General features: G+C 42.0%; 12 protein-coding genes and 1 tRNA gene. All 13 read left to right on the forward strand.

Annotated elements, in window-relative coordinates:
* The 13 genes from ACHUFA_RS01650 to ACHUFA_RS01710 all read left to right on the forward strand — a co-directional run bounded on the left by ACHUFA_RS01650 (position 1) and on the right by ACHUFA_RS01710 (position 15,337).
* A complete protein-coding gene (locus tag ACHUFA_RS01650; RefSeq protein WP_222346841.1) occupies positions 1–216 on the forward strand; it encodes a YozE family protein in 216 nt (71 codons plus the stop codon).
* Positions 213–668: an NUDIX hydrolase gene (locus ACHUFA_RS01655; protein WP_394404721.1), complete on the forward strand. Its 456-nt coding sequence runs from the start codon at positions 213–215 to the stop codon at positions 666–668. Before ACHUFA_RS01650 ends, ACHUFA_RS01655 begins: the two co-directional genes overlap by 4 nt.
* Positions 669–736: 68 nt before the next feature.
* Positions 737–1,726, forward strand: a complete 990-nt coding sequence (locus ACHUFA_RS01660; protein ID WP_394404722.1) for a PhoH family protein — start codon at positions 737–739, stop codon at positions 1,724–1,726.
* Positions 1,727–1,860: 134 nt separating this feature from the next.
* On the forward strand, positions 1,861–3,204 hold the full coding sequence (locus tag ACHUFA_RS01665; protein WP_394404723.1) for an MFS transporter: 1,344 nt from the start codon (positions 1,861–1,863) through the stop codon (positions 3,202–3,204).
* 78 nt (positions 3,205–3,282) lie between these two features.
* Positions 3,283–3,355: transfer RNA gene (locus ACHUFA_RS01670), tRNA-Thr, on the forward strand.
* Positions 3,356–3,635: 280 nt separating this feature from the next.
* Positions 3,636–4,928 carry an ABC transporter substrate-binding protein gene (locus tag ACHUFA_RS01675; RefSeq protein WP_394404724.1) on the forward strand — a complete coding sequence of 431 codons (1,293 nt, stop codon included), beginning with the start codon at positions 3,636–3,638 and terminating at the stop codon, positions 4,926–4,928.
* A gap of 104 nt (positions 4,929–5,032) precedes the next feature.
* The gene (locus ACHUFA_RS01680; RefSeq protein ID WP_222347178.1) at positions 5,033–5,905 is read left to right on the forward strand and encodes a carbohydrate ABC transporter permease; all 873 of its coding nucleotides are present in this window, start codon (positions 5,033–5,035) and stop codon (positions 5,903–5,905) included.
* The gene (locus ACHUFA_RS01685) at positions 5,898–6,722 is read left to right on the forward strand and encodes a carbohydrate ABC transporter permease (RefSeq protein ID WP_394404725.1); all 825 of its coding nucleotides are present in this window, start codon (positions 5,898–5,900) and stop codon (positions 6,720–6,722) included. The genes ACHUFA_RS01680 and ACHUFA_RS01685 overlap by 8 nt, the downstream gene beginning before the upstream one ends.
* A gap of 12 nt (positions 6,723–6,734) precedes the next feature.
* Positions 6,735–9,737, forward strand: a complete 3,003-nt coding sequence (locus tag ACHUFA_RS01690) for a glycoside hydrolase family 2 TIM barrel-domain containing protein (protein ID WP_394404726.1) — start codon at positions 6,735–6,737, stop codon at positions 9,735–9,737.
* Positions 9,738–9,802: 65 nt separating this feature from the next.
* Positions 9,803–10,810, forward strand: coding sequence for a LacI family DNA-binding transcriptional regulator (locus tag ACHUFA_RS01695; RefSeq protein WP_394404727.1), 1,008 nt, complete (start codon positions 9,803–9,805; stop codon positions 10,808–10,810).
* Positions 10,811–11,109: 299 nt separating this feature from the next.
* Positions 11,110–12,849 (forward strand): ABC transporter ATP-binding protein, encoded by a 1,740-nt coding sequence (locus tag ACHUFA_RS01700; protein WP_222346820.1) that lies wholly within the window; start codon positions 11,110–11,112, stop codon positions 12,847–12,849.
* On the forward strand, positions 12,840–14,579 hold the full coding sequence (locus ACHUFA_RS01705; protein ID WP_222346818.1) for an ABC transporter ATP-binding protein: 1,740 nt from the start codon (positions 12,840–12,842) through the stop codon (positions 14,577–14,579). The genes ACHUFA_RS01700 and ACHUFA_RS01705 overlap by 10 nt, the downstream gene beginning before the upstream one ends.
* An 8-nt stretch (positions 14,580–14,587) precedes the next feature.
* Entirely contained in the window at positions 14,588–15,337 is a 750-nt protein-coding gene (locus ACHUFA_RS01710) for a class I SAM-dependent methyltransferase (RefSeq protein WP_222346817.1), read from the forward strand.
* Positions 15,338–15,428: the final 91 nt, after the last annotated feature.

A 15,428-nucleotide genomic window follows, 5' to 3' on the forward strand; every position in this document is an offset into this window, starting at 1 on the left:
ATGAGAAAATCATTTTACAGCTGGTTGATCACCCAGCGCAATCCCAAGTCCAATGAACCCTTGGCGATTTTGGCAGACCATGCCTTTGACGATACCACTTTTCCTAAGCACACAGATGATTTCGATACCGTCAGTCGTTACTTGGAAGACCAAGCTAGCTTCGCCTTTAACCTCGGTCATTTTGACCAGATTTGGGAAGAATATTTGGGACATTGACATGGATATTTCATTTAAAATGGAATCTGGACGTTTCAATCTCCGTGTGGCTGCTCTCGTTATTGGTCATGAGGGAGGAGCAAGTTCCCTATAGCTATTTACCAGGTGGTAGAGTGCAGTTTGGCGAAAGTGCTGAAGAGGCTATTCTACGAGAAATTCAAGAAGAGTTGGCTTGCCCAGCTCAGATTATCCGTCCCTTGTGGCTGGCTCAAAGCTTTTTTACGGAAGAAGTTAGTGGTGAAGCCTTTCATGAGCTATGCTTGTATTTTTTGATTGAAGTACCAAATATTAGTAAAGCTGACTTTACTGTGATGGAAAAGAAGCGTGAAAATCACTTTTTCTGGCTGGATTTTCAGCAATTACAAGAGGAAGTGGTTTATCCGAAATTCCTCAGAGAAGAGATTTTTCGCTTACCTGAGCATTTAACCATGCGAATCGAGAGAGAAAATTAAGAAAATCTCACCAGTCTGGGATTTTCTGCTATAATGAAGCTAGTAAGAAAAAAAGGAAGAAATTGAATTTGCAAGAATTTTCAGTTGAAGTAACCTTGAGCCATCCTGATGATGTGTTGGCACTTTTTGGAAGCAACGAACGTCATTTGCGTTTGATTGAGGAAAACTTAGATGTGGTCATTCATGCGCGGACAGAGCGTGTGCAGATTTTAGGGGATGACGAGGAATCTGTTGAAGTTGCTCGATTGACCATTCAAGCCCTGCTGGTTTTGGTTGGTCGTGGGATGCTAGTCAATACGTCAGATGTGGTCACGGCGCTTTCCATGGCTCAGGCAGGGACTATTGACAAGTTTGTAGCCCTTTATGAAGAAGAAATCATCAAGGACAACTACGGAAAACCGATTCGAGTCAAGACCCTAGGGCAAAAAGTTTATGTAGACAGTGTCAAGAAACACGATGTGGTCTTCGGGATCGGTCCTGCAGGTACTGGGAAGACCTTTTTAGCGGTGACACTTGCAGTAACGGCCTTAAAGCGAGGACAGGTTAAGCGGATTGTCTTGACACGTCCAGCAGTAGAAGCGGGAGAAAGTCTTGGTTTCTTGCCAGGAGATCTCAAGGAAAAGGTGGATCCCTACCTTCGTCCTGTTTATGATACTCTCTATCAGATCTTGGGTAAGGAACAGACGACGCGCCTTATGGAGCGGGAAACCATTGAAATTGCACCACTGGCTTATATGCGTGGACGTACCTTGGATGATGCCTTTGTCATTCTTGATGAGGCACAAAATACGACCATTATGCAGATGAAGATGTTCCTGACCCGTCTTGGTTTCAATTCTAAAATGATTGTCAATGGTGATACTAGTCAGATTGACCTACCACGCAATGTAAAATCAGGTTTGATTGATGCCCAGGAAAAATTACAAGCCATTAAACAAATTGATTTTGTCCATTTTTCAGCCAAGGATGTAGTCCGCCACCCAGTTGTGGCCGAGATTATCAATGCTTATGAAAATCCGCAAGAAGTGGAAGATAAATCTGTAACAGCAGAAAAATAAATCTTGTCATTCCTTGGATGTTTTGATATAATAGATTTCGTTCGGTTCAGACCGACTACAATCTGTATTTTAATTCATGTAATTAAATGGGCACTAGAGAAATTAGTGCCCATTTTTTCATATAAGGAGGAACTATGACGACAAAAAAATGGCATGTTGTACCAGCCATGATTGCGACAGCAATTTTAAGTTTTTGTGGTATTTTATTTGAAACATCGATGAATGTGACCTTTCCGACGCTGATGGCGGAGTTTGGAGTAGGCGCAACAGTAATTCAGTGGGCGACGACGGGAAATTTGTTGGCAGTGGCTGCAACGGTTCCTTTGTCAGCTTATCTGATTCGGAATTTTTCAGAGAGACAGATTTTTTTGATGGCCAATCTGCTATTTTTGATAGGGGTAGCTGTAGATAGTTTTGCGGCCAATTTGATGGTCCTTTTGTTAGGGCGGGTGTTACAAGGGATTGGTACAGGGCTAGCCTTGCCTCTCATGTACCATATCATCCTGCATTATGTGCCATTGGAAAAACGCGGCTTTATGATGGGGATCGCTGCTATGACGACCTTGTTGGCGCCAGCTATCGGTCCTACTTATGGTGGATTTGTATTGGCACATTTTGGCTGGCAGATGATTTTCATGCTACTCTCTCCGCTTCTTATCGTATCCACTATTGTGGGCTTGTTCTCAATTCCAAGTAAAAAAGTGTTTATTAGTGAGAAATTGAATCTCCCTGCATTTGTTTTCTTGGGAATCGGGCTTGTCTTGTTACTTTTGTCCATCGAAAAATTATCCCTACTTTTCTTTTTAGTTGCACTAGTGGCTATGGTCATTTTTTATCAGCTAAACAAGAAAAATCGTCTCTTGAATCTAGCGGTCTTTAGTAATCGCGCCTTTGTCATCTTACTTTACGGTGTCTTTGCTTATCAAATTGTACCTTTGGCACTTTCCTTTGTTCTCCCTAATCATTTGCAATTGGTATTAGCACAGACATCAACTCAAGCGGGCATGTTTATGTTTCCAGGTGCTCTGATCGTGGTAGCTATGTCACCAGTATCTGGCTATTTGTTTGACAAGGTAGGATCTTTTAAGCCAATTTTGGCTGGTTTGACGACGGTTCTTTTTGGTCTCGGTGCGATGTTCATCTGTATCATGGGGCATTCAGTCTGGCTCCTTTTGTTGGCAGATATGACTGTCAAGTTGGGAATGGGAATTGGTGCTAGCAATATGGTGACCTCTGCCTTAACCAAATTATCTAAGGAGCAGTCAGCAGATGGGAATAGCGTTCTCAATACCTTCCAACAATTTGCAGGGGCTTTCGCAACGGCAGTAGCATCGCAGTTATTTAGCATGGGGCAAGCTAGTGGTTTAGAAAATGGCGCTAGTCTTGGTGGACGAAATGCAGTTGTTTTTGTCATGGTTACAGTAGCTGTGGCAGTAATTGGCTTGATCTACTTGAAAAAGAAAAATGAAATTACTTAAAAAGATGAAACAAGATTGGCTTCCAGTCTTGTTTTTCTTGTTGACAAAAATGTGGGACTTACGTTATAATAGAAAAGCGCTGGTTTAGCTCAGTCGGTAGAGCGCATCCATGGTAAGGATGAGGTCGCCGGTTCAATCCCGGCAACTAGCATAGAGATAGAAAGAATCTTGTCTTGGCAAGGTTCTTTTTTCGTAAAAAGGTTTTAGGAATCTTCCATTTGTTTTTGGGAAGATTTTTTATTTTTACTAAAAATGGTTGCTTAATTCGTTTTTTAGGTTACATATTCAGCTTGAGAATCCTTATTTGATAGGTGAAATATTTTTTAGTAAAACTTTTAAAAAAATAGCAAAAGTATATTGATGAAACGCTTACATTTTGTTATGATGTCATTGTAGAAAATCAATTACAACATTTTAGGAGGAAATCTACAATGAAAAAATCTAAGGTAAGCATGCTAATTGCTGGTGCTTTGTTGTCTAGTGCAGTGCTAGCGGGTTGTGGTTCATCTTCATCGAGCAAGTCTGATAAAGCAGATGTAGATTCAATCACTGTCTGGGCATGGGATGCCAAGTATAATGTTAAAGCTGTTGAGTTGGCAGACAAAATTTACCAAAAAACAGATGATGATCCTGTAGAAGTAAAAATCGTTGAGTCTGCGCAAGATGATATTGTTCAAAAATTGAATACAGCCCTTAGTTCTGGTGTTACAAAAGGTTTGCCAAATATCGTATTGATTGAAGATTATCGTGCGCAAAGTTTCTTGGCTGCTTACCCAGATAGTTTCTTCCCATTGACAGATATTATCAATGCAAAAGATTTCGTTGATTACAAGATTGCTGCAGGTACTTTCGACAAGGAAGTGTATAATGTGCCATTTGATACAGCGTCAACTGGGATGTACGTCCGTACAGATATTTTAGAAAAAGCTGGCTACAAGGTTGAAGATTTACAAGATATTACTTGGGATCAATACATCGAAATTGCTAAAGTTGTTCAAGAAAAAACAGGTGTGAAAGCGATTACTAACCAAATGGATGACTTGGGACAAATTCGTGCCATGATTAACTCAAGTGGTGCTTGGTATACAGGTGAAGACGGCAAGACTCCAACTATCAAAGGCAATGCAGCTTTGAAAGAAGCTTTTGAAGATATGAAAGTCCTTTACGATGGTGGATTGATGAACGTGCATAATGATTGGGCTCAGTACGTTAGTGCCTTCAACAAAGGAACTGTTTGGTCTGCGCCAGCAGGTAACTGGTTGACACCTTCTATCACCGCTGAAACTTCACAAGCTGGTAAATGGGCAGTTGTACCTTACCCTCGTCAATCTGTAGAAGGCTCAGTAAATGCTTCAAATATGGGTGGTTCATCCTGGTATGTTATCAACCAAAATGGAAAAGAAGAAGCAGCATTCTTAAAAGAAACATTTGGTTCTTCAACTGAACTCTACAAACAATTAACAGATCAAATTGGTGCAATCGGTTCTTACAAGCCAGCTACTGAAGCCGGAATGTATGATATGAAAGTAGACTATTTCGGAGGACAAGAAGTCTATAAAGATTTTGCCGGTTGGGCACAAGAAATTCCAGCTGTGAACTACGGCTCAAATACTTATGAAATTGAAGATATCTTAGCCAAAGCCTTTACAGATTACACGAAAGGTGGAAATCTCGATAAGATCTTGTCAGATGCTCAACAAGAAGCCGAAGACCAACTCAAATAAGATTCTCCGTCTGCTATCAGATGATAGAGATGTGTAGCGGATAGAATGCTTGGACCCGTGTCGGAGCTTTTATCCGCTTTCTATTTTAGGAAAGGTTGTGAATGATGAAATCACATCTTAAAAAACAAATTGTCGGCTGGTTCTTTATTGCAGTGCCAGTTGCCCTTGTCTTTTTATTCTACTTTTATCCAATGGTCCAATCCTTTATCCTTTCTTTGCAATCTGGTAAAGGTGTGAACATGGAATTTGTTGGACTGAAGAACTACAGTCGTTTGTTCAAGGATCCAGATTTTATTGTTGCAGTGAAAAATACCCTCTTATTCTTGATTTTTCAAGTTCCGATAATGGTCATTCTAGCCATGTATTTTTCAGTGCTTCTCAATAAAAAAACGCTGAAATTCAAAGGGATTTTTAGAACGATTGTCTTCTTGCCAGCGGTAACTTCCTTGGTTGCTTATTCAATTGTGTTCAAGTATTTATTCCAAAACGATGGGATTATCAATAAATTTCTCATGAGTTTGCACTTGATTTCAGACCCAATCTTGTGGTTGTCTGATCCGCTTTTGGCAAAAATTCTGATTATTATTGCGATTACTTGGCGTTGGACAGGTTACAATATGATTTTCTTCTTGTCTGCCTTGCAAAATATTGATCCGCAGGTTTATGAAGCAGCGAGAATTGATGGAGCAAATGAGCGTCAACAGTTTTTCAAGATTACGATGCCACTTTTGAAACCTGTTATTCTTTTTACTTCCATTACTTCTACAATTGGTACCCTGCAGCTCTTTGATGAGCCTATGAATATCACCAATGGTGGTCCAGGGAATGCGACAATGACTATTTCTCAATACATTTACAATTTGTCTTTCAAATACACACCAGATTTCGGCTATGCAGCGGCAGTATCTTATGGTATTGTGATTCTGGTTGTGATTTTCTCAATGATTCAGTTTAAGGTAGGTGGACGCGATGATTAAGCAAAAGAATATTGGAACCTATATTTTTCTCATTTTGATGTCCATTGTTTTTGCATTTCCCTTTTATTTCCTTTTGGTCAGTGCAACCAATAAGTCGATTGATGTGACCAATGGTCGCTTGTTGCCAGGTAGCTACTTCTTTGATAATTTGAAAAATTTATTTGAGACAGCAGATATTGCGCGTGCGTTGAAAAATTCTGCTATCGTATCTATTTTGCAGACTGTATTAGCCTTGTTTTTCGCTTCCTTAGCTGGCTATGGCTTTGAAATTTATCGGTCAAAATACAAGGATATGGTTTTTAATGTCCTCATGTTGGCCATGATGATTCCGTTTGCTTCGCTGATGATTCCGCTTTTCCGTTTATTTGGTAGCTTGTCCAATACAGTTCCAGTTATTGGGATTGATACTTATGCCGCAGCGATGTTACCCTACATTTCAACGGCTTTCTTAATTTTCTATTTCCGTCAAAATACGAAGATGTTTCCCAAGGATTTGTTGGAAGCGGGACGGATTGATGGTTTATCGGAATTAGGTTGCTTTATCCGTATTTATATGCCATCTATGAAAACAACCTATGCCGCAGCAGGGATCATTACTTTCTTGTCTGCTTGGAATAACTATCTCTGGCCATTGATTGTTTTACAAACACCAGAAAATCAGACGATTCCGCTCTTGATTTCCAATCTTGGCTCAAGTTATTCACCGGATTATGGTGTGATTATGATGGCTATTGTCATAGCGACTTTACCAACTGCTTTGATTTTCTTTATTCTACAAAAACACTTTGTAGCTGGTATGCTTGGTTCCATCAAGTAAAAGGAGAAATATATGTTAATCGAAAATTTTTATGAAAATGTAGATATGCTCCATGTCAATATGATGCCGCGGAGAAATTACTACATTCCTTTTGAGAGTGCTGAGGCTGCGCTGACAGCCAGTCGTCGTTCGCAGTCAGCCCGCTTTTTAGACTTGAATGGTCAGTGGCAATTTTCTTACTATGCCTCTATCTTGGATGTGTTAGACTGGACTTTGGAAGACTTAATAGCTACTCATAAGGACAGTATTGCAGTACCATCCACTTGGCAAAATTCGGGTTATGATCAACTCAACTATACCAATGTTCGCTACGCTATTCCATTTGATCCGCCCTTTGTTCCAACGGACAATCCAGTGGGACTCTATACTCGTGCATTTTCTGTAGAGGAAGCAGATTTGGGCTTGGATTTTCATCTGAACTTTGAAGGTGTGGACTCGGCATTTTATGTCTGGGTCAATGGGCAATGGGTGGGCTACAGCCAAGTTTCACATTCCATTTCCGAATTTGATGTGACGCCTTATCTACAGGCTGGGGAAAATCAGCTTTCTGTCCTTGTTCTTAAGTGGTCAGACGGGACTTATTTTGAAGATCAGGATAAATTCCGTACTAGTGGCATTTTCCGAGATGTCTATCTCTTGAAACGCCCTAAACAGCACCTTTTCCATTACTTGGTGCAACAAGAATTAACAGATGATTTTTCTAAGGCTAGTTTGGATTTGGACTTCTTAGTCATGGATCCAGATGTGACGGTGTCGGCCTATAAATTGTACAGTCCTGATGGTCAGTTGCTAGAAGAAGGGCAAGATTGGTCTGCTTTGACAGTAGAAAATGTAGCGCTCTGGACAGCCGAAACGCCAGAACTCTATACTTTGGTCTTCCAAGTTGGGGGAGAATGGTTCCGTGAACGTGTTGGTTTCCGCCGATTTGAATTTATCGAAAATGTGCTTCATTTGAATGGTCGCCCAATTAAACTCTACGGTGTCAACCAGCATGATAGTCGACCACGGACGGGTGCAACAGTGACGATTGAGGAGCAGATTGAAGACCTGCGTCTCATGAAGGAACATCATGTCAATGCGATTCGTACTGCACATTATCCAAAAGCGCCAGAATTTTACGAACTCTGTGACCAATATGGCTTCTATGTTATGAGTGAAGCAGATGTGGAAGAACATGGCGTAGTTGAACTCTACGGCCGTGGCTGGAATGCAAATTACAACAAATTAGCAGATGATCCACGCTACATCGAAGTCATCAAGGACCGCGTGGCTGCCTCTATCATTCCAAATCAGAACTTTGCCAGCATTTTTATGTGGTCAATGGGAAATGAAGCAGGCTTTGGTGTGACCTTTGAAGAAGGGCTTAAGTATGCCTACAAATTGGATCCAATTCGTCCTCGCCACTATGAAGCCTTTCATTATGCGGACCCTGAGCGTGACAATGATACCACCTATCTTTCTTGCTACTCGCGCATGTATCCAACCTTGGAAGAGACAGAAGAACTCTATCTGAAACATCCTGAAAAACCATTTGTTCTCTGCGAATACTCACATGCTATGGGAAATGGTCCCGGTGACCTGCGTGCCTACTATGAGCTTATGCAGCAGTACCCAACCTTTATGGGAGGGTTTGTTTGGGAATGGTGTGACCATGCCATTGTGCTGGCAGAAGATGAGAATGGTAAGGCGCAGTTTGGTTACGGTGGCGATGATGGTTCTCGCTTTAATGACGGTAACTTCTGTGTGGATGGTCTCGTCTCTCCAGACCGTGTTCCCCACCAAGGTTTGAAGGAATTTCAAGCTATTCATCGTCCGATTGTCATCAAAGCTGTTGATCCTGAAAAAGGTACAGTGACTTTGGAAAATAAACTCTTCTTTGCTGCAACAGGAACTCGTTTCAAAGCCAAACTAGAACTCCAAGAAAATGGCAAAGTTGTGGCAGAATATGCCCTTGTTCTACCAGATATTCCAGCTAAGCAAACAGCTGAATTGGAGTTGCCATTTACTTTTAACACTGCCGTGCTTACCCATCTCAATCTGCATGTGGCATTAGCAGAAAATCAATCCCTTCTTCCAGCAGGAACTTTCGTTTCCAGTGAACAAGTTTTGGTCTTTGATCATGCGCTAGTTTTGCCCGAAGTGGAAAGAGCAGTCAATACTGCAGATTGGCAAGTAGAAGAATTTGCTGATCGTCTTGAAATTTCTAAAGGAAATCTCGTTTGGACTTTTGACAAGACAAGTGGAGGCTTTTCAGACTGGTCAGTTGATGACCAATCACAATTAGAAAGTCCTATGACTTGGACAGTTTGGCGTGCTCCGACAGATAATGACCGCCGTGTGAGACAAGCTTGGCAGGATGCAGGCTTCTATCAACCGCTCACCAAGTTCTACTCTTGTGACTGGGAGCAGAATGGTGAGGATTTTGTCTTGCATACACATGTAGGATTGACACCAATTTACCGTGAAAAAGTGTTGGATGTGCAAGCGACCTGGACTTTGACAGCTGCAGGGCAGATAAAAGTTTCGTCTCATATGACCCGTAATCCTCTTCATCCATTCCTTCCGCGGGTTGGTTTGCAACTTGGTTTGAAGAAAGATTTGAGTCAGGCGACTTATCTTGGTCAAGGACCTTGGGAAGCGTATCAGGATAAGCAAGAAGCCAGCTACTTTGGTCAATTTGAAAGTCCTGTAGCGGATTTCTACGAACACCATATTCGCCCACAAGAGTCAGGTTCTCATGTAGGGGCTCATCAACTTATCTTGCAAAATCAAGTCGGCCAAGGTCTGCATATTCAATCGCAGGAAGGTTTCAGCTTTAATGCATCGTACTACAGTTTGGAAACATTGACTGAAACCAAACATGACCATGAGTTAGTGGAAGCAGACTATCTTGTCTTGCTCTTAGATGCCAAACAAGCTGGTATTGGCTCTAATTCTTGTGGTCCAGAATTAGCTGAAAACTATAAGTTGTTAGATGAATCCTTCCATTTGGAATTGACCTTTAATATGCTGTAAATCAGAGGGTGAGACTTGTTCTTGCCCTTTGTTTTAGGTAAAATAGAAGAAAGGAGGGGAGTGAATTGGTAACCTTAAAAGATATTGCAGATCAAGCAGGCGTTTCTCAGGCAACTGTGTCACGTGTTTTGAACTATGATCAGGGCTTGGCTGTTACGGATGAAACCAAACGAAAAATTTTTGAAATTGCTGAATTGCTCCACTATGAGCAAAAAGGCAAGAAGAAGAGAAAGAAAAAAAGCATGGGTGCCTTGGGAATCTGCTACTGGTACTCTTATGAGGAAGAGTTAGAGGATGTTTTTTACCTCTCGCTTCGTAAGTATATTGAGTTGCGGGTGAAGGCTGAAGGCTATGAAGCTAAGTTTTTTCAATTGACCAATTTGCCGACTGTTGAGGATGATTTACTGGGGATTGTGACCATTGGAAAATTTACTCAGGAACAATTGAATTACTTAAAAACAGTGACTCCTCATATCTGTACCATTGATAATGATGTCATGGATTACGATGTGGATGCTGTTAATGCTAATCTGTATCAAGGGATGATACTGGCTATTGAGAAATTGTTAGAACTTGGTCACAAGAAATTGGGGATGCTAGGTGGTGCCCGTAAAACAGAATTAGAGGATTACGATGAGCCACGTTATGACGGACGACAACGCTATTTTCAACGAATTTTGTATCGTCTAGGAATTGATACGTCTGATTTTCCAGTGCTTATGACCAGTTTTACAGTTGATTCGGCTTATGTGGCGATGAGAGATTATCTCTTCAAGACAGATCAATCTGCCCTGCCAACGGCTTTTGTAGCAGCCAATGACCCGATTGCGATTGGAGCCATGAAAGCCATAAAAGAAGCTGGCTACAAAATTCCAGAAGATATTGCGATTATCGGGGTCAATGATGTTCACATTGCGAAGTACGTATCGCCGTCCTTGACAACGGTACAAATTCCTATTGAACAGATGTGCAATGAAGCTCTTCGTCTACTGAAAAGTCGTATGGAGGGAGAAACAGAAGTTGGTCGCCAAGTCATGTTATCGACTCGCCTGATTGTTCGTGAAAGTTGTTAATCATTAAAAAATTATAAATTTCTCTTGACAAGCGCTTTCCATATGCTATAATAAAACACGAATAAACCATTAAGAAAGGAGAAACATCATGAACAACACAATGATGAACGCAAAATTGAATATGCAATCCCTCCTTTCTGAGAAATATTCTTAGTCTTTTTAGGTGTACTAAGAATAATTAAGCCATTCAAGGTCTCAAATGGAGGAATCTGTTTGGGGCCTTTTTGTGTACATTTTTTGAGGTGAAGTGATGTAAAATTGAGAGTTTTAGAAAAGAACTAGGAAAGAGGAGATGAAGAATGTTTCAGTTAATTTTTAATTATATCAAGCAGCATAAATGGCTCTATTTGCTCATTGCTGCCTTGTTGATTGTCTACGATATGACCATGTTGGTCCCAACCAAGGTTATTCAAGGCTTGGTGGATAAGTTGTCTAGTCAAGCTTTAACAGCAGAAACCTTGTGGACAAATGTTGGGATTTTAGTAGCTGCAACGCTGATAAATTATCTATCAGCCTATATTTGGCATTACAAGCTATTTCAAGGATCGGTGAATTTTAAGTTTGATATGCAATGGCAGGCCTTCCGAAAATTGGTTTCCATGCGGACGCCCTTTTATGAAAAATTTCGCTCAGGCGATATGATGACCCGCTTTTCTACAGATGTTGAGGGGCTAATGGAAATGGTGGGGTACGGTCTGATGATTGTGGTCTATGCAGGCGGGATGATTGCTTTTATCATTCCAACCATGTTTCTCATTTCTTGGCAGATTACCCTTCTTGCCATGCTGCCAATGCTGGTATTGATGACAGGTTCTTATCTGATTAGTCGTAAGCAAGATGACTTGATTGAAGAACGGCGGATAGCTATAGCAGAGGTCAACAATGAAGTCCTGGAAGCGGTAGAAGGGATTCGGGTGACGCGTGCTTATTCAAAAAAATCTGTGCAAGGTACTCGGTTTGCCAAGCGTACTCGTGAGTTGTCCCATATGGGGGATAAAATTACAGCCCTTCAATCCATTTACCATCCGATGGGCTCTCTTCTGATTGGGCTCTCTACAACGCTCGTCCTTTTTATGGGAGCGCACTGCTTACGTTTGGGTCAAGTTAGTCTGGGGCAGGTCATCGCCTTACAACTTTACATGGTCTCTTTAATTGAGCCTTTTTGGATGTTGTCCGACTTTGTCTTGGTTTATCAGACAGGTAAGACCTCTTTCAGTAAGGTCAATGAATTGATTACGACAGGAGATGATATGGAGGCGGACGGTGAAAAATGGCTGGCGAAGGGGCAGGATTTTGTCCTTGAGAACTATGACTTTGCCTACCCAAATGCGGACCGTCTCAGCTTGTGCGGTATCAATTGGCGACTGAAAGCTGGTCAGACAGTCGGAATCGTTGGAAAGACGGGTTCTGGCAAGACGACGCTGGTACGTCAGTTCCTACGTCAATACCCGCTTGGACAGGGGACATTTGCAGTGGATGGGCAGCCTATTACAGCCTACAAACGTCGTTCGGTCGAGGACTTGATTGGCTATGTGCCACAAGAGCACATTCTATTTTCCAAGTCAGTGAGAGAAAATATTGCCCTTGGAAAAGAAGATGCCAGTCAGAAAGAAATTGAACAGGCGGTGCGGACGGCAGCTTTTGAAGGAGATTTGGAACGGATGTCATCTGGTCTGGATACTATGATTGGTGAGAGAGGGGTATCCATTTCAGGTGGACAGAAGCAACGGATTTCGATTGCGAGAGCCTTCTTGCGAGACCCTGATTTGCTCATCCTGGATGACTCTTTGTCGGCAGTGGATGCTCGAACAGAACGCCAGATTATCCAAAATATCCAAAAAGAAAGGGCAGGGAAAACCAATATCATCGTGACACACCGTTTATCAGCGGTCAATCATGCTGACTGGGTGCTGGTTTTAGATGATGGGGCTATTGTCGAGGAAGGACCCCCAGCAGATTTATTAGAGATGGGCGGTTGGTATTATGAACAATACCAACGTCAGCAAACAGAAGAGAAAGGAGAGGAATCATGCGCGTAATCATTCCTTTATTAAAAGAAATCAAGCACATCAAATTCCTCTTTTTCTGGGGAGTGACGGTCTTTCTGCTAGCAACGGCGGCCAATCAGCTGGCACCTTTGCTCTTACAGGCAGTGATTGATGGTCCTTTGACGGACTTGAGTAAGCAACTTCCATTTGATCAGGCAGACTTTTTGATGCGATTGGCATCTTACATGGGCTTGCTTGCCTTGGGTGGTTTATTCTCTTATGTGGCCACACGGCTTTTGGTGCATTCGGCCAATAAAATTGCAGAAAATTTGCGGAATCGTGCCTATGATGTCATGCAAAATTTACCGATTTCCTACTTTGATGACAAGCCTGCTGGGAAAATTGCAACTCGGATTGTCAACGATACGGAAACTTTGCGCAACCAGTTTTACTCCATGTTGGTCTATATTGTGTCCAATATTGTGCGAGTCATCTTTACTTACGGCATCATTTTTTACATGAATGTCAATTTGGGCTTGGTGCTCCTCTTGCTTATTCCGGTTTTTTATGGCATTCAAGTCCTCTATTCTAAGCTGACAAATGGTCCTATGAAAGAATTTTATGATGCCAGAAGTGAGGTTAATACGCAGGTCAACGAGACCATGAACGGGGCAAGTCTGATTCAACTGTTTGGACAAGAACAACATGTGCTTAGTGAGTTTGAAACGACAGTTACTAAGATGAAGGACGCAGATAATCGCATTATCTGGGCGCAGTCTATCGCCTCATGGCCGCTGACAGAATTTATCAAAAATATGGTGGTGGCTACCATTCTCACTTTGATTGGCCTACAATTTTTGTCAGGACATGCAGCCATGACAGCGGGTCGTCTCTTTGTTTACCTCAACTACGTCATTGAGCTTTTTGACCTCATGGGGATGTTGGTTCGTCAATTACCAAATGTCCAACGGTCTATGGAAACAGGCCAGCGGGTGCTTGATTTGCTTGGCCAGGAGACGGAAGCAGATAGTGAGGAGGAACTGGTTGTTAAAGAAGGACAAGTTCGCTTTGAAGGTGTTGACTTTGCCTATGAAGAGGGCAAGCCAGTTCTCCATGATATCAATTTAGTCGTTGAAAAAGGACAGACCATTGCCTTGGTGGGGCATACCGGTTCGGGAAAATCCTCTATTACGAACTTGCTTTATCGTTTTTATGATCCTCAGTCGGGTCGCATTCTTATTGATGGTCAGGATATTTCCCAGTATTCTCGGGAAAGTCTACGAAGTTATATGGGAATTGTCTTGCAGGATCCTTACCTCTTTACAGGAACCATTGCTTCCAACGTAACCATGGACAAGGCGAATACACGCGATGAGGATATTCTTGATGCGCTTGAAAAAGTTGGAGCGGGCGATTTGCTGAAACGACTTGAAAAGGGGATTTATGAACCAGTTGTTGAAAAAGGAGCAGCCTTTTCAAGTGGTGAGCGCCAGCTCATTGCCTTTGCGCGGACCCTCTTTTCAAACCCTAAGATTTTGATACTGGATGAGGCAACATCTCATATTGATACCGAAACAGAGGAGATTATCCAGCGAGCTATGGAAGTGGTCAAGACTGGACGGACGACCTTTATCATCGCTCATCGCTTGTCTACCATCCAAAATGCAGACCAGATTTTAGTGCTGGATGCAGGGCGGATTATCGAACGAGGCAATCATGAGCAACTTCTTGCTTTGGGCGGTGTTTACGCCCAAATGCATAAGATTCAACAGAAAGTATAAGAAAAAGAATGAAAAATTATCAAGAAATGAACCAAGAAACAATTGACCGTTGGGTGGAAGAAGGTTGGGAATGGGGAATTCCCGTTTCTCATGAGACCTTTTTGGATGCGAAAAAGGGCACCTGGGATGTTTTGTTGACACCGACTGTTTCTGTTCCTCATGACTGGTTTGGCGATTTGAAGGGCAAGAAAGTCCTGGGATTAGCCTCTGGCGGTGGACAGCAAATGCCGATTTTTACTGCACTTGGTGCAACGTGTACGGTGCTGGATTACTCAGGTAAACAAATTGAGTCCGAACGCTTGGTGGCTGAACGAGAAGGATATGAAATCGAAGCCATTCAAGGAGATATGACGAAGCCCTTGCCATTTGAGGACGAAACATTTGACCTGATTTTCCACCCTGTATCAAATTGCTACGTAAAAGACGTGGAGCCAATCTTTGCAGAAGCCTATCGGGTGCTGAAAAAGGGAGGCATTTTCCTCGGTGGCTTTGACAATGGGGTCAACTATCTTGTGGATGAAAATGAAGAAAAAATCATTTGGGCTATGCCTTTTGACCCAACGACAGATGAAAAAGCTAGAGCCTTTATGGAGGTAGAAGATTGTGGCATGCAGTTTTCGCATACGCTAGAAGAGCAAATCGGTGGTCAGCTGAAAGCAGGCTTCCTGCTCCAAGACCTATACGAAGATACCAATGGCGTAGGTCGTCTCCATGAACTCAACATCAAGACCTTTATTGCGACGAAAGCGGTGAAATAAGGAGTTATATGCCAAAATATTATTTTGCTCTTACAGAAGATAACCTTCAACGTGCACGGATTATTTCAGAAAATAAGATGAATTATATTTT

It is taken from the genome of Streptococcus hepaticus, from assembly GCF_043656315.1.
GTDB lineage: Bacteria > Bacillota > Bacilli > Lactobacillales > Streptococcaceae > Streptococcus > Streptococcus hepaticus.